Source organism: Caulobacter sp. X (assembly GCF_002742635.1).
Classification (GTDB): Bacteria; Pseudomonadota; Alphaproteobacteria; order Caulobacterales; family Caulobacteraceae; genus Caulobacter.
The window spans coordinates 1,486,114-1,504,967 of sequence record NZ_PEGF01000001.1 but is presented as its reverse complement, the minus strand read 5'-3'; the positions used below and the strand labels follow the sequence as shown (position 1 = coordinate 1,504,967).

Below are 18,854 nucleotides of genomic sequence, written 5' to 3'. Positions count from 1 at the left end.
GCTAGGGAGAGGATTTTGATACTCCGGCCCCCATGCGCCGCGTCGCCATCCTCACCGCCCCGTGGCGAGAGCCGGTCTGGGCCATGGCGCCCTTCCGGGATGAGCCCTACGCCTGCGCCCTGATGTCGGGCGGGCAGGGCGGGCGGTGGTCGTATCTGCTGCGCGCGCCGGACCAGACGTTCAGCCTGACCGCCGACGACAAGATCGATCCGTTCAAGGCGCTGTCGGACCTGCTGGGGCCGCGCCAGGCGAGCGACCCGGACGGGCCGCCGTTCCAGGGGGGCGTCGTAGGCCTGGCGGCCTACGAGCTGGGCGACCGGATCGAGGCGCTGGGCCTTGCGCGCTCCGACTGGCCGGACCTGGCCTGCGCCCGCTATCCGGCCCTGCTGGCCTTCGACCACCACGCCCGCCAGGTGCTGGCGATCGGCCGGGGCGCGAGCGAGGGCGAGGCGGACGCCCGCGCCCGCGCGGCCCTGGCCTGGCTGGACGCGCCGGCGTCCGCGCGTCCGGAGCCCAAGGTCCCTTTGTGCCCCGACCTCGCCGCCGACGATCCGGCGACCTACGAAGCGGCCGTGGCCGAGGTGGTCGAGCGCATCCTGGCCGGCGAGATCTTCCAGGCCAACATCGCCCGGGCGTGGAAAGGGCGGCTCGCGCCCGGCGCCGATCCGTTCGACCTGTTCACCCGCCTGCGCGGCCAGAGCCCGGCGCCGTTCTCGGCCTATCTGCGGCTGCCGGGCCGGGCGATGGTCTCCAACTCGCCCGAGCGGTTCCTGAAGGTCTCGCCCGACGGGGCGATCGAGACCAAGCCGATCAAGGGCACGCGGCCCCGCCACCGCGATCCGGCGCGGGACCTGGCGCTCGCCGCCGAGCTCCTGGCCAGCGACAAGGACCGGGCCGAGAACCTGATGATCGTCGACCTGATGCGCAACGACCTGGCGCGGGTCAGTCCGCCGGGCAGCGTTCGGGCCCCGGAGCTCTTCCGGATCGAGAGCTTCGCCAACGTCCATCACCTGGTCTCGACGGTCACCGCGCGGCTGGCGCCGGGGCGGGGCGTCGCCGACCTGCTGCGGGCCGCCTTTCCGCCAGGCTCGATCACCGGCGCGCCCAAGGTCCAGGCCATGAAGGTCATCGCGGGCCTTGAGCCGCCGCGTGGCCCCTATTGCGGCTCCCTATTCTGGGTGGGTCATGATGGCGCACTCGACTCCAGCGTGTTGATCCGGACCGCCGCCTTGGTCGAGGATGCCGCCGGCTGGCGGGTCGAGGCGCGCGCTGGCGCGGGGATCGTCGCCGACAGCGACCCGCGCGCCGAGCGGCTCGAAACCGAAGCCAAGATCGCCGCCATCCGGCGCGCGCTGACGGAGAGCCTTGGATGATCGCTCACGACGCCATTCCCTTCGACGATCGCGGGCTTTTGCTGGGCGAGGGTCTGTTCGAGACCCTGCTGGCCTTGGACGGCGAGATCCGTCACCTCGACGAGCACCTCGATCGCATGGCCGGAGGCTGCGCTGTGCTGGGCCTGCCCTTTGATCGCGCCGAGGCGGAGGGGCTGTGTCGCCGCATGGTCCCGGCGACGGGCCGCGTGGCGCTGCGCTTGACCTTGAGCGGCGGATCGGGCGGCCGTGGCCTGGACCGTCCCGCCGACCTGACGCCCCGCCTGTTCGCGCGAGTCGCGGCGGTGGCGCCGGTGACGACGCCGGCGCGGGCGATCATCTCCAGCGTCCGCCGCAACGAAGGCTCTCCGGCCAGTCGCCTGAAGACCCTTTCCTATATCGACAGCGTGCTGGCCCGGACCGAGGCGGTCGCCGCCGGGGCCGACGAGGCGGTGATGCTGAACAATCGCGGCCATCTGGTCTGCGGCGCGGCGGCCAACCTCTTCTGGGTCGCGGGCGGGCGGCTGTTCACGCCGGCGCTCGACTGCGGCGTGCTCCCCGGGATCACCCGGGCGCGGCTGCTGGCGGCGCAGGCCGTCGAGGAGGTCGCCGCGGGGCCCGAGGCGCTGGAGCGCGCCGAGGCGGTGTTCCTGACCAACAGCCTGATCGGCGTGCGTCCCGTCTCGCGCCTGGGCGATCGGGCCTTCGAGGCCCATCCGCTGGTCGAGCGCCTGCGCTCGGCGCTTCCGGCCTAGCTCGCCGCCGACCACAGCACCGCGTCCACCCGGCGCGGGCGCAGATAGAGCGTGCGGTTGAAGGTCAGCGGCTTGGGTAGGACCAGCTGGATCGGCGAACTGTAGACATAGGCCACGCGCGCCAGGATCACGCTCTTGTTGGCGGAGAGCACGGCCTTCGGCACGTCGGTCAGCACCGCGCCCTGCGCGGGGCAGTTGGTCATGCCCGCCTCGGAGGCGCGCGACCAGGCCACGGTGTTCTTGCCATTGGCGTCGGACACGATGCTGGCGAGGCACATCTTCAGGCCGCTCGTCGGGAACGGCGTCATGATGATCGCGCCGATATTGAAGATGTCCGTCGTCCGAGCCGGCCCCGTCTGCGACGCCTGGGCGGTCAGGTCGCCGATCGAGGAGGTGATGTTCGACACCCGGCGCTGGGCCATCATCGCCTGGGTCAGCTCCGCCATGCCGCAGTACATGAGGATCAGCACCGGCGCGATCAGGGCGAACTCCACGGCCGAGGCGCCGCGCCGGTCGCGCCAGAAGCGCCGCGGGGATGGCCGGCGGGACCTCATTGCTCGTAAGGCTCGTTCATGAAGGCGGTGGCGGCGTAGATGATCCGCTTGCCATTGGCGCTCTGCAGGCCGGTGTTCATCAGCGGCGTGACCAAGGGCCAGGTGTAGTAGCCGCGCACCAGGACGATCGAACCGGCCTTGCCGGGATCCCAGGAGACGGGGTCGGGCACGGTCCCGCTGGCGTTCGAAGTGCTGACGCTGGCGAAGTCGGCGTAGGTGCGGACGTCCAGCGACAGGGCGCCGGCGCAGCGATCGCCCAGCCAGTTCATCCTGGCGCAGACGGCCGTCTTGAAATCCGCCGCCGTGATCTTGGCGCTTTGGGCCTCGCCGGTCCGGATCGTGCGGCCGGCGTCGATGATGGCGTTCTCGAGAGTCAGCGAGACCAGAAACACCAGCCCCAGCTCGATCATCGCCATGACCAGCAGCAGGAACGGGATCGAGACGAGAGCGAACTCGACGGCGGTCGCCCCGCGCTCGGCGCGCGCGAACCGCGTCGCGAGGCGGACAGGGCGCAGGCTCGCCAGCCGGCGCCCGACACGCTCAGCAAGCGCGCGATCGAGAAAGGGGCGATGGGCCATGCGGAGCGGCGCCTCGTGAACGAACCGCGAGCCTAGGCGGAACGACCCTAATCACTGGTTAGAAAGGGACGGCGTTTTCCGCCGGTCAGGGCGGAGATCCGGCCGCCGGCGGGCCAAGGCGCGTGCACTGACGACCGCAGGCGTAATTGCTGGCCGACGCGCCGCGATAGACGGTCACCGCGCCGCCGCCGCCTTCCGACACCACGACCTGGCGATCGGTCAGGGGGCGGCCGCCGGGCCCGAACGCCAGCAGGCTGGTGACGCCAGGCCGCTTGCCCAGCACGACCAGGGTGCGGTCGCTGACGACGCTGACGTCGGCGATGTCGGGGTCGCCGATGACCACGTCGCGCACCGCGCCCTCCATCGACAGGGAAATTGCCTGTCCGGCCGCGACCGGCAGGGGGCGCGACTGCGCCGAGGCGTCGACGCTCCAGGCGGCCGTAAGCGTCCGGCCGCTGCACGTCGGTCAGGTGTTGACGTGATTTCCGCTCTTCCAGGCCCAGGGCAGCAGCTCGTCGAGGCGGTTGACGGGGTGGCCGTCGACCATGCGCTCGAGCACATCGCGCAGGTAGGCGAAGGGCTCGACGCCGTTCATCTTGGCGGTCTCGATCAGCGATCCGACCACGGCCCAGCGGTCGCCGCCGCCGTCCGAGCCGGCGAACAGGTGGTTCTTGCGGCCCAGGGCGATAGGCCGGATCGCGCGCTCGACGGGGTTGTTGTCGAGGTCGCTGCGGCCATCGGGGAGGAACAGGCTGAGGGCGTCCCAGCGGCCCAGGGCGTAGCGAATGGCCTCGGCCAGGGCGCCGCGCGGCGGCACGCGGGTGAGCTGACGTTCGAACCAGGCGTGCAGGGCATCGACCAACGGACGGGAAGACTCCTGACGCGCCGCCCGTCGCAGCGCCGCCGACTGGCCGCGCACCTGGGCTTCGATGGCGTAGAGCTCGCCGATCCGGCGCAACGCCTCGACGGCCACGGGCGCCTTGGTGGACTCGGCGATCTCATAGAACTTGCGCCGAGTGTGCGCCCAACAGGCCGCCAGCTTGACGTCCCCGGACGCCGTCAGCGGTTCGAAGCCGGCATAGCCATCGACCTGGAGAACGCCCTTGAACCGGCCCAGATGGGCGGCCGGGCGCTCGCCCTTTCGGTCCGGCGCATAGACATAGACCGTGCCCGGCGGCTCGGGTCCGCCCCAGGGTCGATCATCACGGGTGTAGGCCCAGAGGCGCCCGGTTTTGGTCCGGCCCCGGCCAGGATCCAGCACCGGGATCGGCGTATCGTCGGCGAACAGATGGCCGCTGGCGAACAGGTTTTCGGCCAGCCTGTCGTGCAGGGCTTGCAGCCACCAACAGGCTCCGCCGACCCAGCCGGCCAGTGTCGAGCGTTCCAGATCCACGCCATGCCGAGCAAAGATCTTGGACTGCCGATAGAGCGGGGTGTGGTCGCAGTATTTGCTGACCAGCACCTGGGCCAGCAACGCTGGCGTGGCCAGGCCGCCGTCGATCGGTCGCTCCGGCGCCGGCGCCTGGACCACCGTGGCGCAGGCCCGGCAGGCATACTTGGGGCGCACGATCCGGATCACCCGCATCTGCGCGGGGACCCAGTCCAGCATCTCGCTGACGCTCTCGCCGATGCTGTGCAGCGCGCCACCGCAGGCGCAGACCGGGCTGGCGATATCGATCAACCGGTCTTCGCGCGGCAGGTGGTCGGGGAGCGATTTGCGCTTGGGCTGAGCCCTCGCGGGCGCCGGCAGGATGTCGGGCCGGCGCGCTTCGGCGGCGGCCAGATCGGTCTCGACATCCTCCAGGGCCAGCGCCAGTTGATCGGCGTCCAGGCGCTCGGACCGGCGGCCAAACTGGGCGCGCTGGAGCTGCTTGATGATGGCTTTGAGCCGCTCGATCTCGCCGTCCCGCTCACCGACGAAGCCAGCCATTTCGCGCACCAACTGATGCAGCAAGGCCGTGTCGGTAGGCAGGTTTTCGAGATCCAGCCGCATGCCCGATTCTACTATTTTCGGAGTCCGCGACCAAGCACTTTCCCCTTATTTGACAGGGGTTTTGGCGTGGTTTCAGCCGGCGATGGCGGGCCTCCAGGTGCGCTCTGGGAACCGCCAGTCGATGCCTTCGATCAGCATGGCCAGTTGTGCGGGCGTGAGCACGACGCAGCCGCCTGGCGTGGTGATATGGGGCCAGATGAAGCGCCCGCGTTGCAGTCGCTTGGTGAACAGGCACAGCCCCGTTCCGTCCCAGTAGAGCAGCTTGATGGTGTCGGCCTTTCGTCCCCGGAAGGCGAACAAGTGGCCCGAGAACGGGTCTTCCTTCAGCAGGTCTTGCACCAGCATCGACAGGCCGTCGAAGCCCTTGCGCATATCGGTTTGACCCAGCGCCAGATGCACCTTCACGCCGGAGGGGATGATCATCATCGCGCCGCCTCCCGCTGGGCCACGTACCGTCGGACCTCGTCCGGATCGCTCCCGGGCGGCGCGAAGACCCGGCGTCCGTCGCCAAGATCGACCGCCACCGCGCCTTCGGGAATGGGCAAGGGGATGCCCGCCGTGGGCGCCTGGCCCGCTGCCTTGAGGCCTTCGCCAACCAGGCGAACGCGAGCCAGCCGGGCGCGCTGGTCCTGGCCAAGGCCCATCTGGGCGCGCCACCGGAACACCATGCTGGTGACCACGCCGTGCTTCCTGGCCACCGCGCTGACCGTGGCGCCGGGCGCCTGTGTCTCGGCGACGATGGCGCGCCTTTGCTCGTCGTTGAACGTCCGGCGGCTACTCCGACCATCACCGTCGCGGACGGTCCTGGTCGCGCCCGTCAAGCCGGATTCCGGCGTCCGGGCCTTAGCACTAGTGCTTCGTCTGGGGCCCACATACGGGCGGGCGCTGGGATGAACGAGCTCTCGCCAATCGATCCCAAGGGGGTCTTCGTCCAGGCGTTGACGCCACTGACGCAGCGACGACGGTGTCAGTCGATGGGCGCTGGCGTACTCTGCGGCGCTCAGTCCGCTCCACAGTTGGGCCTCGACGTGCATGGCCCAGAACGCCTGCACGGCCCTGTTGCGGACCTCGCTGGCGGAGCGTCGCGGCGGAGGCTTTCGCTTGCTCGAAGGCTTGTGCTGCAAGGCGTCGGCGTCACCGATCTTCTTCAGCCAACTGCTGAAGACGCCGGGTTTGAGCTGGTGCTCGCCGCAGTACGCCGCGCGCGACAGACCGCTCAGCCGCCAGGCCTCGATGTGGACCGCCCAGTAGGTCCGCAGTCCTCGGTTTTGGTAGCGCTTCGACGCCACGGCCGACCTCCCTCGATCATCAGGAGCCCGACATGGTTCGTCTCATGGAAGGAGAACAAGAGTGCAACAACCGAACGCAAACAGGCGGCCAGAAGCGCGGCAAAGATGAACAAGGAGCGACGCATGGAGTGCCTTGGACGGGAGCAAACGCCCATCAGGATCGGACGGATTGGTCAATAAAGGCCTAAGGGGCGCCTTGCGGCACGCCGCGCATCTGCCGGAAAAGCCTCGATGAATCAGGCTCTTGGTGTCGATTTCTGCCTTATGGTTAAGTCCTGATAATAGTAAATTCCAATAAACTTAGCTAAATATGAAATAAACCATTTCTAATTTACTACCAATTAAGTGCAGGGCGAGAAGTTGGTCGTGTTCTCGGAGGGGTGGCAAGTCGAGCTGACTTGGAAACCTCAACTCACAAGCTCTGGTTTTGGAGACCAAGTCATGACCAAGTTCGTCACGCGCTTCCTGAAGGATGAATCCGGCGCCACGGCCATTGAATACGGCCTGATCGTCGCCCTGATCGCCGTTGTGATCGTGACCGCCGTCACGAGCCTCGGCACGAAGCTCAGCAGCTCGTTCGGCAAGGCCGGCGAGGCGATCGAAAAGACGTCGACGTCGACCCCGGCCGCTGGCTAAGCAAAGATCTAAAAGATCCGCACTGAAAAGGGCTGGGTTTATCCCGGCCCTTTTTATTTGTTCGAGCTCCAAAGTGTTTCGAACTCTATTCGGTAACTCGCAATTAACCTCGGTGAATAACGTGAAATTCACGGCGTGGGCGTAGGTTGAGCGTCATCGGATCACTCTCTGGAAAACGCGTCGTGACCCAACTGATCAAGGCCTTCGCCAAGGATGAAGCCGGCGTCGCGGGCATCCAATATGGCCTGTTCGTCGCCGTGATCGCGGCCATCACCATGGTCTGCGTGACCGGGCTGGGCGTCGTGTTCAGCCCCGGCGCGCGCGTCACCGGCGTGGGCGTCGGTCTGGGCGGCGAATAGACTTCAAGACTTCGCTCGGCAGCGAGAGGCCGCGACGTTCAGGCGTCGCGGCTTTTTTTGTCTTTGGGGAAACCCTTACTTCACGGGTCTCATCGCACGATGCGGCGGTTCCCATTCAGGCGCGCGACGCAATGCAGGCTCTCCAGATCTCGCTGCTGATGGTCTTTCCGGCCCTGGCTATCGTGGGGGCGTTGAAGGACCTGACCAGCTACACGATCCCCAACTGGGTTTCCCTGGCCCTGATCGTCGCCTTCGTTCCGGCCGCTCTCGCCAGCGGCGCCGGCCTTTCCGCGATCGGCCTTTGCCTGGCCGTCGGCTTCGGCGCGCTGGTGCTGGGCATGGGCATGTTCGCGGCCGGCTGGATTGGCGGCGGCGACGGCAAGCTGCTGGCCGCCTGCGCGCTGTGGATGGGCTGGCCGGCGGTCGCTCCGTTCCTCCTCTACACCGCCCTGGCCGGCGGGGCGCTGACCTTCGCGGTCCTGGCTCTGCGCTCGGGCTGGGTCGCGCCGCTCGTGGCGGGAGGCCCGGGTTGGGTGCGTCGACTGGGCCAGCAGGGCGGTGATTTGCCCTACGGCGTCGCGATCGCCGCGGGCGCCCTGATCGCCTTCCCAAAAGCGCTTTTGGCTCAAGGCGTTCTGGGCTGAGGCCGCGACAGCCCGCCGCGGGGGGACGGGCTGGCGTTAACCGGAATTTCAGTCCTCGTTAACTATAAGCGGACGACCATGCGCTTCGGCCAGAACGGCCGAGACTGAATCGCGCGTGCTCGCCCGGAGGCGGCCCCCGGTTTTCCAGAGTGACCGCACGAGTTCCGCCCGCGCATGAGCCCCGTCCGCCTCCTGATCGTTCTGATCGCCGCCGTCTCGGCCATCGGCATGGCCGTGGTGCTGCAGCGGGCTTTGGGCGGCAAGGCTGAAAAGCCCGGCGCCGTCGCCGCGCCGACCGCCGCGCCGGCCAAGCCGATGGTCCAGGTGCTGGTCGCCAAGCACGATCTCGCCGTCGGCGCGCGCCTGGGCGAGGCCGATATCGGCTGGCAGGCCTGGCCCTCGGACTCCGTCAACGCGGCCTTCATCACCAACGGCGCGACGCCGCCCAAGGCCGAGGGCGCGGTCGCCCAGGCCAAGGCCGCCGTGACCAGCCAGATCATCGGCGGCGACCCCGCCAAGGCGCTGGACGGCGCCATCGTCCGCGATCCCATTCTGTCCGGCGAACCGATCACCACCCGCAAGATCGTGCGAGGCGGGGAAGGCGGCTATCTGTCGGTCGTGCTCACGCCGGGCAAGCGGGCCGTGGCCGTGCCGGTTTCGGCCGACACCACCGCCGGCGGGTTCATCCTGCCCGGCGACCGGGTCGATGTGATCGCGACGCGCGACACGCCGATGGCCGCGGGCGGCGGGCGCGTGATCGTCGGCGAGACCGTGATGCGTAATGTCCGCGTCCTGGCCCTCGATCAGAAGACCGCCGCCGACAAGGACGCCAAGACCATGGTCGCCACGACCGCCACGCTGGAGGTCGGCGGGGCGGAGGCCGAAGCCTTGGCCGCCGCCAAGGCCGGCGGTCCCGTTACCTTGGCCCTGCGCGCCTATACCGACGCCGGCGCGCCGTCCGGCGGCGTGGCCGCGCCGGCCGAAGCCGCCGCCGTGCGGATCAATCGCGGCGGCCAGACCACTGTCATGGCGGTGCGACCGTGAGCCGCCGTCTGCTGACCATTCACCTCGCGGCGCTGCTGGGCCTGAGCACGGCGACGCCCGTCCTGGCCGACGGACCGGCACCGGGCACGCATGTCTATCCGACGGCGCCGCGCGCCGTGTCGCGCTCGGCGCCGCCCGCCGCCGCGCCGGCCGTCACGAACGGCCAAGTCTCGCGCGTCGTCCTGACCGCCGACCAGACCGCCGCGACCCTGGAGCTGGCCAAGGGCAAGTCGGCGATCGTCGAACTGCCCTCCGACGTCCGCGACCTGCTGGTCACCAGTCCCGCCGTCGCGGACGCCGTGCTGCGCGACCGCCGCCGCGTCTACATCGTGGGTCTGGCCGAGGGCGTCACCGACGCGGCCTTCTTCGACGACGTCGGCCGCCGGATCCTGTCGCTGTCCATCAAGGTCGCCCAGCCCGTCGACCAACTGGCCGACACCCTGAACCGCGTGCTGCCCGAGGCGAAGATCGAGGTCCGGCCGATCCGCGACAGCGTGGTCCTGAGCGGCGTGGTCCGCACGCCGGCCCAGTCCGAAGCGGCCGCCCGCATCGCCGCCCAGTTCACCGGCTCGCCGGACAAGGTGCTGAACATGCTCAGCATCGCCGGCAAGGACCAGGTGATGCTGCAGGTCCGCATCGTCGAGGTGCAGCGCAACGTCATCAAGCAGCTGGGCGTCTCGACCGACAATCTGCTGAACGACGGCTTCAAGTCCTACACCGTGGGGCGGGAGAACACCTTCGGCGTCAACGGCGCCTTGCTGGGCGGCGGCGGCGCCTGCTACGGCCGCGACAATCTTCGCAAGAGCAATTTCAGCAACAGCAGCAACGGTTCGACCCAGACCACGGTCAACGCTTCGACCGGCGACGCCGCGAACGGGACGACCAGCGCGGTGAGCAACGCGGTCAGCAGCGCGGCCTCCGCCGCCTGGTCGGCCACCACGGGCAACAGCCTGGGCGCCTGCCTGGCCGCCTTCGAGCGGGTGGGCCTGGTGCGCACCCTGGCCGAGCCGAACCTGACGGCGGTCTCCGGCGAGGCCGGCCACTTCCTGGTCGGCGGCGAGTTTCCGGTGCCGACCGGCAGCGACAACACCGGCCGGATCGCGATCGAGTTCAAGCCGTACGGCGTGGGCCTGGGCTACACGCCCGTGGTGATGTCCGGCGGCCGCATCTCGCTGAAGCTGTCGACCGAGGTGTCGGAGCTGTCCAGCCTGGGCGCCTTCACGCTCAGCAACGGTACGGCGTCGCGGTCGCTGACCGTGCCAGGCCTGTCGGTGCGCCGCGCCGAGACCACGGTCGAGCTGCCCTCCGGCGGGTCGCTGATGATCGCCGGCCTCCTGCAACAGACCACCAGGCAGGCGATCGACTCCCTGCCGGGCATGACCAACATGCCGATCCTGGGCTCGCTGTTCCGGTCGCGCGACTTCCTGAACGGCGAGACCGAGCTGGTCATCATCGTCACGCCCTACATCGTCGACCCGACCAAGCCGCGCGACCTGCAGACGCCGGCCGACGGCCTGGCGATCGCCGGGGACATGAGCACGGTGCTGATGGGTCGGCTGAACCAGGTCGTCAAGGCGCCGCCGGGCGCCAATGCGGGGCGCGCCTACCAGGGCCCCGTGGGCTATGTGATCGAGTAGGGCCGCCATGACGCGTCGCTTCCCCGTCAAGACCGTCCTGAAGACCAGCCTCTGGCTCGCCGCCGTGGCGGGCCTTTCGGCCTGCGCCTCGGCCCCGTCCGTCGCGCCCGCGCCCCAGGCCGCGACCGAGACGCAGGTCTGGGCCGAGCGGGTCAAGGTGACGCCGGCCGCGGACGAGATCCTGCTGGCGGTCCACGCCACCGGCCTTTCGGACAATCAACGCGCCGCCCTGCAGGCGCTGGTCGGCCGTTGGCTGCAGGCCGAAGGGCGCGAGCTGACGATCACCGCGCCCGCCAACGCCGGCGCCATGGCCGTTCAGGCGCGCGAGCGTCTGATCTTCCTGGGCGCGCCCGCCGCCCAGGTCCGCATCGTCGGCGCCGATCCGGCGGCGGCCGCCGAGCCTGTCCTGCGCGTCGGCTTCACGCGATACGAGGCCCAGATCCCCAAGTGCGGCCAGGCCTGGGAGAGCCTGACCGCCACGCGCGACAACAAGGCCTACGAGAACTTCGGCTGCGCCGTCGCCGCCAACATGGCCGCCCAGGTCGCCAACCCCGAGGACCTGGTCCGGCCGCGCGAGGCCACGCCGGTCGACGCCGGCCGCCGTGACGTCGTGATGGGCAAGTATCGCCGCGGCGAGATCACCAGCTCGCCGCGCGACAGCCAGGCCGACGGCTCGATTTCCAAGGCGATCCCCTGATGGCGCCGGCCGACAACGATCCCTTCAACCTGGGGCTCGAGGACGCCGAGAGCTATACGACGGGCGCGTCCGATCCCTGGCGAGCCTCCGCGCCGCCGGCGTTGGAGCCGACGATCGGGGGCTTCGAGGATCCGCTGGCCCCGCGCGGCGAGACCAGCATCCCGCAGCCCATTCCCGAAAGCGGCGTGGCCGAGGCGCTGATTCCGCGCGTGACGATCCACGCCTTCTGCGCCCGCTCCGAGACCGCAGGGGTGCTGGAGCAGGCCGCCAAGGACCGCCGCATGGCGCGCGCGACCACGGTGGTCCGGATGGGCGGCCTGGCCGCGGCCGTCGACGAATACCAGGACCATCCGACGCCCTCGCTGGTGCTGGTCGAGTGCCTGGACGACGCCCAGCGCCTGCTGCACCGCCTGGACGCCCTGGCCCAGGTCTGCGACGCCGGGACCAAGGTCGTGGTGATCGGCCAGGCCAACGACATCGCCCTCTATCGCGAGCTGATGCGGCGGGGCGTCAGCGAGTACCTTACCCCGCCGCTTTCGGCCCTGTCGGTGATCCGCGCGATCGCCGACCTGTACGCCGATCCGTCCGCGCCCTTCGTCGGCCGCCAGGTGGCGTTCGTCGGCGCCAAGGGCGGGGTGGGGGCCTCGACCCTGGCGCATAACTTCGCCTGGACGATGTCCGAGCGGCTGCAGACGGCGACCGTGCTGGCCGACCTTGATCTCGCCTTCGGCACCGCCGGCCTCGACTTCAACCAGGACCCGGTGCAGGGGGTGTTCGACGCCCTCAGTCAGCCCGACCGCCTGGACCCGGTGCTGATGGACCGGATGATGGTCCGCTGCGGCGACCGCCTGTCGCTGTTCGCCGCCCCCGCGACCCTGGACGACGACTACGAGATCGGCGCCGACGCCTTCGACGAGGTCACCCACCGCATCCGCGCCGCCGCGCCCTATGTGGTGCTGGACATGCCGCACGTCTGGAGCGCCTGGACCCGCAGGGTGCTGCTGGGCTCGGACGAGCTGGTGGTGGTGGCCACGCCCGACCTCGCCAGCTTGCGCAACGCCAAGAACATGATCGACCTGGTGCGCGCCGCCCGCCCCAACGACGCCCCGCCGCGCCTGGTGCTCAATCAGGTCGGCGTGCCGGGGCGCCCGGAAATCCCCGTGAAGGACTTCGGCGACGCCCTGGGCTTGCAGCCCTCGCTGGTGTTGCCGTTCGATCCCAAGCCCTACGGCCTGGCGGCCAACAACGGCCAGATGCTGGCCGAGATCGCGCCGCGCTCGAAAGCCGCCGAGGGCATCGAGCAGCTGGCGCGGCTGATCAGCCGCCGCGAGCCGCCGACGACCCCGAAGGCCTCGCTGCTGTCGGCCCTGTTCAAGAAGGGCTGAGATGTTCGGCAAGCGCGCCCCGTCCGCCGAACAGAAGGCGCCGCCGCCCGCTCCGGCGGAAGGCGCGGCGATCGCCACGCGCCCGCGTCGCGTCGAGGTCGACGCTCCGGCGCCCGCGCCCGTCGCGCCGCCGCCCAAGGTGACCGGCCCGCCGCCGCGCGCGGTCGCCAGCCAGGCCGCGCCGTTGGCCGCGCCGATCGTCCGTGAACAGAGCGACTACTACCACGTCACCAAGACGACGATCTTCAACGCTCTGCTCAACACCATCGACCTGTCGCAGCTGGCCCAGCTGGACCAGCGCCAGGCGGCCGAAGAGATCCGCGACATCGTCGCCGAGCTGGTGGCGATCAAGAACGTTTCGATGTCGGTCTCCGAGCAGGAGGCCCTGGTCCAGGACATCACCAACGATGTCCTCGGCTATGGTCCGCTCGAACCGCTGCTGGCCCGCGACGACATCGCCGACATCATGGTCAATGGCGCGCACCGGGTGTTCATCGAAGTCGGCGGCAAGGTCCAGCTGACCAATGTCCGCTTCCGCGACAACCAGCAGCTGATGAACATCTGCCAGCGGATCGTCAGCCAGGTCGGCCGCCGCGTCGACGAGAGCAGCCCGATCTGCGACGCCCGCCTGCCCGACGGCAGCCGCGTCAACGTCATCGCCCCGCCGCTGGCCCTGGACGGCCCGACCCTGACGATCCGGAAGTTCCGGCGCGACAAGCTGACGATGAAGGATCTGGTGGAGTACGCCTCCATCAGCGCCGAGGGCGCGCGGGTGCTGGGCGTGATCGGCGCCTGCCGCTGCAACGTGATCATCTCGGGCGGCACGGGCTCGGGCAAGACGACCTTGCTCAACACCATGACCGCCTTCATCGACCCCACAGAGCGGGTCGTGACCTGCGAGGACGCCGCTGAACTTCAACTTCAGCAGCCGCACGTCGTGCGCCTGGAGACCCGGCCGCCGAACCTGGAAGGGCAGGGGGCGGTGACGATGCGCGACCTGGTTCGCAACTGCCTTCGCATGCGGCCCGAGCGGATCATCGTCGGCGAAGTGCGCGGTCCCGAGGCCTTCGACCTGCTGCAGGCAATGAACACCGGCCACGACGGCTCGATGGGCACGCTGCACGCCAACAGCCCGCGCGAGGCGCTGAGCCGGGTCGAGAGCATGATCACCATGGGCGGCTATGGCCTGCCGTCCAAGACCATCAAGGAGATGATCGTCGGCTCGGTCGACGTGATCATCCAGGCCGCCCGCCTGCGCGACGGCAGCCGCCGCATCACCCACATCACCGAGGTGGTCGGGCTGGAAGGCGACGTGGTCGTGACCCAGGACCTCTTCGTCTACGACATCACCGGCGAGGACGAGCACGGTCGCGTGCTAGGCCGCCATCGCTCGACCGGCATCGCCCGCCCCAGGTTCTGGGATCGCGCCCGCTACTACGGCCTGGAGCGCGAGTTGGCCGAAGCCCTCGACGCGGCGGAGTAGGCGGCGATGCTGTTCATCCTCGCCGGGGTCCTGGGCTTCATCACCATCGCGGGCCTGGGCTTCGCGTTCGTGGGCGGCGACAGCCAGGCGGCCAAGGCCTCCAAGCGCGCCCAGACGATCGGGGCCGGCGGCGTGGAGCGGACGGCGCGCGGCAAGGCCGCTCCGAATCCGACCGACGTGCGGCGCCAGACCATCCTGAAGGCGCTGAAGGAGCAGGAGCGCAAGCAGAAGAAGGCGACGCTCAGCATCGCCGCGCGGATGCAGGCGGCGGGGCTGGGGGCGAACGTGCGCCTGTTCTGGCTGGTCAGCCTGGGGCTCGCCGGCGGCGTCATCCTGATCGTCCTGGCCCTGGGGCAGAGCCTGTGGATCGCGCTGGGCGCGGGCTTCGCGGCGGGCCTGGGCCTGCCGCGCTGGGTTCTGGCCGTCCTGGCCCAAGGGCGCATCCGCAAGTTCACCGAGGCCTTCTCGGACGCCATCGACATCATCGTGCGCGGGATCAAGTCGGGCCTGCCGCTGCACGACTGTCTGCGCATTATCGGCCAGGAGAGTCCCGAGCCTCTCGCCGGCGAGTTTCGCATGCTGACCGAGAACGTCGCCATGGGCGTGCCCATGGACGCCGCGCTGGAGAAGATGCACGAGCGCATGCCGACCAACGAACTGCGCTTCTTCGCCATCGTGCTGTCCATCCAGCAGAAGACCGGCGGCAACCTGGCCGAGGCCCTGGGCAACCTCTCGGCCGTGCTGCGCGCGCGCAAGATGATGAAGGAGAAGATCAAGGCGCTGTCGGCCGAGGCCATCGCCTCGGCCATGATCATCGGCGCCCTGCCGCCGGGGGTGGTGGTGCTGATCAGCGTGACCTCGCCGGCCTACATGCAGCCCATGTTCGTCGACCCGCGCGGCCACCTGATGCTGCTGGCGGCGGCGATCTGGATGAGCATCGGCGTCTTCGTTATGCGCAAGATGATCAACTTCAAGTTCTGAGGGGGGACATGACGCTCGTCGAGACCCTGACCGATCCCTCCAACCTCCTGACCGCGTTCATCGCCGTGGTGGTGTTCGCCACCATCATCACCCTGGCCTCGCCGCTGATGCGCGACAACGGGCTGGAGGGGCGGTTGAAGTCGGTGGCCAACCGCCGCGAGGAGCTGCGTCGGCGCTCGCGGGAGGCTCTGGCCCAGCGCCCTGGCGCTGGAGGCGTGACCAGCGCTCTGCGCCACCAGGACGAGGGCCTCTACAAGAAGGTCGTCGAGCGCCTGCAGCTGTCGCGCCTGCTGGAGGATCCCAAGGTCGTCGACAAGCTGGCCCAGGCCGGCTTCCGCGGTCCCCGGCCGGTTACGACCTTCTACTTCTTCCGCTTCGTGGCGCCGTTCGTGTTCGCCGCGGTGGTGGCGGCCTATCTGTACGGCGTCAACGACTTCGACCTGCTGCCGATCCAGAAGCTTTGCGCCTGCGTCGCGGCCCTGGCGTTCGGCTACTACGCGCCCAACGTCTACATCACCAACATCGCCCAGAAGCGTCGGGAGTCGATCGTCGCGGCCTTTCCCGACGCCCTGGACCTTTTGCTGATCTGCGTCGAGAGCGGCATGTCGGTCGAGGCCGCGATCCAGAAGGTCGGCTCGGAGGTCGGCGCCCAGTCGATGGAGCTGGCCGAGGAGCTCAGCCTGCTGACCGCCGAACTGTCCTACCTGCCCGAGCGCCGCCAAGCGTACGAGAATCTGGCCCGTCGCACCAACCATCCCGGCGTCAAGTCGGTCGCGACGGCCATGATCCAGGCCGAGCGCTACGGCACGCCGCTGGGCGCGGCGCTACGGGTGATGGCCAAGGAGAACCGCGAGCTGCGCCTGTCGGCGGCCGAGAAGAAGGCCACGGCCCTGCCGGCCAAGCTGACCGTGCCGATGATCCTGTTCTTCCTGCCGGTGCTGTTCATCGTCATCCTGGGTCCGGCGATCATCAAGGTGCAGGACGTCTTCGCCAGCACTGACGACGGGGCGTTAGACGGCGACCTTGCAGTCGGTCCGCAGCATGGTGGCCTTGCGGTAGTGGAAATAGCCGGTGCAGCGCTGGCCGTTCTGGACGGTCTCGTGCGGGATCACGTCGGTCGCGGTGATCACCTCGTGCAGCTCGGTGCGGCCGTCGCTGTTCCAGTCCATCACGCCCCAGTGGTAGCCGCGATCCAGAACCGTGCTGACGATGAAGGCCGCATACAGCACGGGCGGCGCCGCCAGGAGCAGCGCGATGAAGGTGAGCAGTTTTCGCATCGAGGTCCCCGGACGAGCGGGCGCTTACTACACTAATCCGGGATTGAACAAGCCGAGCCTTTTGCCGCAGGGGGCCTAAGGCGCCAGGCGACCGCGAACCACGGTCAGCGACCACGGCGGCAGGATCACGTCGCGGCGGCCGTCCTGGCGCGTCTTCAGCGCCGGAAGGGTCAGCGAGGGTCGGCTGTTCTCGCCGTCGTCCTTCCAGGCGTAGCGCGTCCTGTCGTAGCGCCAGACATCGACCTGGCCCGCCAGACGTCGTTCCTTGCCGTTCGCGTCGCGGAACGCCAGGCTGGCGGCGTGAGCCGCCTGGGCGTCGCGGTTGACCAGCATCAGCGCCCACTGGCCGTCCGGCCGCTTGACGGCGTAGGCGGCGACCGGCGCGCGGCCCTTGTCGTCGCGCACGGTCGAGGCGGCGGGCCAGACCTGGTGCAGGCCGTTCCCGGGCTGGCTCCAGGCGCTGGTGAGCAGGCGGGCGGCCTGGAAAGTCGGGCTGGGCCACTTGGCCTGGCCGTTCTCGTCGGTCTGCCAGGTCATCATGTTGCCATAGCCGGCGCAGGCCTGGTGCTGGTTGATCGGCTGGTTGGGCGTGTAGCCGAACAGGAAGGCCTGCTTGCCGCCCTTGGTCAGGAAGCGTCCGACGATGTCGGCGTTCAGCAGGGCGGCCGGGATTTCCGACATCACCCGCCCCGAATAGGCCGAGAAGCCGTACTCGCTGATCACCAGCGGCATGTCGGCCGGGACGCCATCGGCGCGCAGCCGGGCCAGGTCCCGGTCCAGCATGGCGTCGTGGTCCAGCAGCTTCTCGTCGATCCGGCCGCAGACGTCGTCGAACGGATAGCGCTCGAACGAGAAGAAGCCGAGGTCGGCTATTCGGCCCTGGTCGTCGAGCGCGCGCAGGAAGCGGCGGGTCCAGGAGCGATCCTCGCCGGCGGCCGAGGCCCACATGTCGGCGGGGGCGGCCTGCAGGCTTGGCCCGCCGGTGACGAGATGCGGATCGACGGCGTGGACGGCCCTCGCGACCTGGACGTAGAGCGCGGCGTAGTCCTCGGGCGAATTGTATTGGCCGTCGGCCTCCTCGCCGATCTCGACCTCCTTCAGGGGATAGCCGCGCCGCTTGTACCATCGGATCAGGGCCGCGGCGTTCTCGGGCGTGTCGTAGAGGGCGCCGACCGGCAGCATCATCGGCAGGCCGTTCGTCAGGCCGCTGCGAACCACCAGGTCCAGGCCCGGCTGTTCCAGGTCGCGGTTCAGGTCGACGGCGCGGTGCCAGGGATCGGTCGAGGACACCCGCATCATCGTCTGGGTTTCGCGCGAGCGACCCTTGCGGACGAGGTCGACGAAACGCCCGTCCTCCATCCGCCCGAACCCGACCTCGGCCACGGCGTAGCCCAGGCGGTCGCGGACGTCGGTCGAGCCCTCGGGCGCGGTGTTCGAGCCGCGGCTCATCACCACCCGGACCATCTGCGTGCGGATGGGCGCATCGGCCAGGCGCAGCAGGGCGACCCCGCCGCTCGCGCCTCGGATGTCGCCGTGCGGGAAGGTCACCCAGCGACCGTCGGGGTCCCAGTCGTCGGCGCCGGTCCAGTATTGCACCTGGTAGTCGATGGCGTAGGGCGTGGCCCAGACCAGGCGCGCCGTGTCGATCTCTTCGGCCGCGTCCAGCCGCGCCGCCAGCCATTGCGGCCGCGCGGGCGCGTGGGTGTAGCGGCTGTCGAGATAGGGATTCGACTTCCAGAAGGTCGCGTCGTCGCCGTCGTCCAGGCGCGAATAGCCATTGTTATTGGCGTTGTCGTTGGTCATGCCCCGGCGCGGCAGGTCGTAGCCGTGGGACAGCAGGATCGGCGCGCCCGGCTTGTCGTCCGAGGTCCAGTAGCCCTGGGCGTGGGCGGGATCGCTCCAGCGGCCCTCGGGATTCCAGTGCCAGGCCTGGCCGCCCAGCTCGGTGCGCAGGCGATAGCTGATCTTCTTGAGGCCGGCTTGCCGCATCGCCGCGACGTTGTGGGGCGTGTAGGTCGTCGCGACCTCGCCCCGCCCGGTCCCGTCCAGCCCGCCGCCGAACGCCTCGTCAGGTCGGAAGGTGTTGGCGGGCTTGCCGGCCGACAGGTCGACGACAATCCGATCCGCAACTGGCGCGGCGGCGAGGAGGGCGAGGAAGGCGATCACGGGGCG

17 protein-coding genes and 2 pseudogenes are annotated in these 18,854 nt (G+C 69.5%); 12 read left to right on the top strand and 7 right to left on the bottom strand.

Annotation, left to right across the window (positions count from 1 at the left end; genetic code table 11):
- Positions 1–32 precede the first annotated feature (32 nt).
- Positions 33–1,373 (top strand): aminodeoxychorismate synthase, component I, encoded by a 1,341-nt coding sequence (gene pabB / locus CSW60_RS06940; RefSeq protein WP_099536530.1) that lies wholly within the window; start codon positions 33–35, stop codon positions 1,371–1,373.
- The gene (locus CSW60_RS06935; RefSeq protein WP_099536529.1) at positions 1,370–2,125 is read left to right on the top strand and encodes an aminotransferase class IV; all 756 of its coding nucleotides are present in this window, start codon (positions 1,370–1,372) and stop codon (positions 2,123–2,125) included. Before pabB ends, CSW60_RS06935 begins: the two co-directional genes overlap by 4 nt.
- On the opposite strand, the gene CSW60_RS06930 is transcribed toward CSW60_RS06935, so the two are convergent.
- From CSW60_RS06930 to CSW60_RS06905, 6 genes and pseudogenes are all read right to left on the bottom strand, one after another.
- Positions 2,122–2,679, bottom strand: coding sequence for a TadE/TadG family type IV pilus assembly protein (locus tag CSW60_RS06930; RefSeq protein WP_099536528.1), 558 nt, complete (start codon positions 2,677–2,679; stop codon positions 2,122–2,124). The two genes, CSW60_RS06935 and CSW60_RS06930, sit on opposite strands and share 4 nt — an antisense overlap.
- Positions 2,676–3,257 carry a TadE/TadG family type IV pilus assembly protein gene (locus CSW60_RS06925; protein ID WP_099536527.1) on the bottom strand — a complete coding sequence of 194 codons (582 nt, stop codon included), beginning with the start codon at positions 3,255–3,257 and terminating at the stop codon, positions 2,676–2,678. The genes CSW60_RS06930 and CSW60_RS06925 overlap by 4 nt, the downstream gene beginning before the upstream one ends.
- Before the next feature lie 85 nt (positions 3,258–3,342).
- Positions 3,343–3,714: pseudogene (locus tag CSW60_RS06920) on the bottom strand (pilus assembly protein N-terminal domain-containing protein); the annotation flags it as partial.
- Between the two features lie 9 nt (positions 3,715–3,723).
- The gene (locus CSW60_RS06915) at positions 3,724–5,250 is read right to left on the bottom strand and encodes an IS66 family transposase (protein ID WP_099536525.1); all 1,527 of its coding nucleotides are present in this window, start codon (positions 5,248–5,250) and stop codon (positions 3,724–3,726) included.
- A gap of 72 nt (positions 5,251–5,322) precedes the next feature.
- The gene (tnpB, locus tag CSW60_RS06910) at positions 5,323–5,676 is read right to left on the bottom strand and encodes an IS66 family insertion sequence element accessory protein TnpB (protein WP_062095312.1); all 354 of its coding nucleotides are present in this window, start codon (positions 5,674–5,676) and stop codon (positions 5,323–5,325) included.
- The gene (locus CSW60_RS06905) at positions 5,673–6,539 is read right to left on the bottom strand and encodes a transposase (protein ID WP_062095314.1); all 867 of its coding nucleotides are present in this window, start codon (positions 6,537–6,539) and stop codon (positions 5,673–5,675) included. Before CSW60_RS06905 ends, tnpB begins: the two co-directional genes overlap by 4 nt.
- A 441-nt stretch (positions 6,540–6,980) precedes the next feature.
- Here CSW60_RS06905 and CSW60_RS06900 point away from each other — a divergent pair, with 441 nt between their 5' ends.
- The 10 genes and pseudogenes from CSW60_RS06900 to CSW60_RS06855 form a co-directional block, all read left to right on the top strand.
- Positions 6,981–7,175 (top strand): Flp family type IVb pilin, encoded by a 195-nt coding sequence (locus CSW60_RS06900; RefSeq protein WP_099536524.1) that lies wholly within the window; start codon positions 6,981–6,983, stop codon positions 7,173–7,175.
- A 182-nt stretch (positions 7,176–7,357) separates the two neighbouring features.
- Positions 7,358–7,534 (top strand): Flp family type IVb pilin, encoded by a 177-nt coding sequence (locus CSW60_RS06895; RefSeq protein ID WP_099536523.1) that lies wholly within the window; start codon positions 7,358–7,360, stop codon positions 7,532–7,534.
- Positions 7,535–7,665: 131 nt separating this feature from the next.
- Positions 7,666–8,178 carry a prepilin peptidase gene (locus CSW60_RS06890; protein WP_099536522.1) on the top strand — a complete coding sequence of 171 codons (513 nt, stop codon included), beginning with the start codon at positions 7,666–7,668 and terminating at the stop codon, positions 8,176–8,178.
- A 174-nt stretch (positions 8,179–8,352) separates the two neighbouring features.
- On the top strand, positions 8,353–9,222 hold the full coding sequence (gene cpaB, locus CSW60_RS06885) for a Flp pilus assembly protein CpaB (RefSeq protein WP_099536521.1): 870 nt from the start codon (positions 8,353–8,355) through the stop codon (positions 9,220–9,222).
- The gene (locus CSW60_RS06880; RefSeq protein ID WP_099536520.1) at positions 9,219–10,859 is read left to right on the top strand and encodes a type II and III secretion system protein family protein; all 1,641 of its coding nucleotides are present in this window, start codon (positions 9,219–9,221) and stop codon (positions 10,857–10,859) included. Before cpaB ends, CSW60_RS06880 begins: the two co-directional genes overlap by 4 nt.
- 7 nt (positions 10,860–10,866) lie before the next feature.
- Positions 10,867–11,556 (top strand): CpaD family pilus assembly lipoprotein, encoded by a 690-nt coding sequence (locus CSW60_RS06875; RefSeq protein ID WP_099536519.1) that lies wholly within the window; start codon positions 10,867–10,869, stop codon positions 11,554–11,556.
- Entirely contained in the window at positions 11,556–12,941 is a 1,386-nt protein-coding gene (locus tag CSW60_RS06870; protein ID WP_099536518.1) for a CpaE family protein, read from the top strand. The genes CSW60_RS06875 and CSW60_RS06870 overlap by 1 nt, the downstream gene beginning before the upstream one ends.
- A gap of 1 nt (position 12,942) precedes the next feature.
- Positions 12,943–14,424, top strand: a complete 1,482-nt coding sequence (locus CSW60_RS06865; protein WP_099536517.1) for a CpaF family protein — start codon at positions 12,943–12,945, stop codon at positions 14,422–14,424.
- 6 nt (positions 14,425–14,430) lie between these two features.
- Positions 14,431–15,405, top strand: a complete 975-nt coding sequence (locus CSW60_RS06860) for a type II secretion system F family protein (protein ID WP_099536516.1) — start codon at positions 14,431–14,433, stop codon at positions 15,403–15,405.
- Between the two features lie 8 nt (positions 15,406–15,413).
- Positions 15,414–16,394 (top strand): annotated as a pseudogene (locus tag CSW60_RS06855) (type II secretion system F family protein); the annotation flags it as partial.
- Positions 16,395–16,757: 363 nt separating this feature from the next.
- On the opposite strand, the gene CSW60_RS06845 reads toward CSW60_RS06855, so the two are convergent.
- Entirely contained in the window at positions 16,758–18,848 is a 2,091-nt protein-coding gene (locus CSW60_RS06845; protein ID WP_099536515.1) for a glycosyl hydrolase family 5, read from the bottom strand.
- Positions 18,849–18,854 lie beyond the last annotated feature (6 nt).

What these genes read in the sequence shown, in the direction of transcription:
- pabB (WP_099536530.1), top strand. Translation starts at nt 33, where the DNA reads ATGCGCCGCGTCGCCATCCTCACCGCCCCGTGGCGAGAGCCGGTCTGG.
- CSW60_RS06935 (WP_099536529.1), top strand. Translation starts at nt 1,370, where the DNA reads ATGATCGCTCACGACGCCATTCCCTTCGACGATCGCGGGCTTTTGCTG.
- CSW60_RS06930 (WP_099536528.1), bottom strand. Translation starts at nt 2,679, where the DNA reads ATGAGGTCCCGCCGGCCATCCCCGCGGCGCTTCTGGCGCGACCGGCGC.
- CSW60_RS06925 (WP_099536527.1), bottom strand. Translation starts at nt 3,257, where the DNA reads ATGGCCCATCGCCCCTTTCTCGATCGCGCGCTTGCTGAGCGTGTCGGG.
- CSW60_RS06915 (WP_099536525.1), bottom strand. Translation starts at nt 5,250, where the DNA reads ATGCGGCTGGATCTCGAAAACCTGCCTACCGACACGGCCTTGCTGCAT.
- tnpB (WP_062095312.1), bottom strand. Translation starts at nt 5,676, where the DNA reads ATGATGATCATCCCCTCCGGCGTGAAGGTGCATCTGGCGCTGGGTCAA.
- CSW60_RS06900 (WP_099536524.1), top strand. Translation starts at nt 6,981, where the DNA reads ATGACCAAGTTCGTCACGCGCTTCCTGAAGGATGAATCCGGCGCCACG.
- CSW60_RS06890 (WP_099536522.1), top strand. Translation starts at nt 7,666, where the DNA reads ATGCAGGCTCTCCAGATCTCGCTGCTGATGGTCTTTCCGGCCCTGGCT.
- cpaB (WP_099536521.1), top strand. Translation starts at nt 8,353, where the DNA reads ATGAGCCCCGTCCGCCTCCTGATCGTTCTGATCGCCGCCGTCTCGGCC.
- CSW60_RS06875 (WP_099536519.1), top strand. Translation starts at nt 10,867, where the DNA reads ATGACGCGTCGCTTCCCCGTCAAGACCGTCCTGAAGACCAGCCTCTGG.
- CSW60_RS06870 (WP_099536518.1), top strand. Translation starts at nt 11,556, where the DNA reads ATGGCGCCGGCCGACAACGATCCCTTCAACCTGGGGCTCGAGGACGCC.
- CSW60_RS06865 (WP_099536517.1), top strand. Translation starts at nt 12,943, where the DNA reads ATGTTCGGCAAGCGCGCCCCGTCCGCCGAACAGAAGGCGCCGCCGCCC.
- CSW60_RS06860 (WP_099536516.1), top strand. Translation starts at nt 14,431, where the DNA reads ATGCTGTTCATCCTCGCCGGGGTCCTGGGCTTCATCACCATCGCGGGC.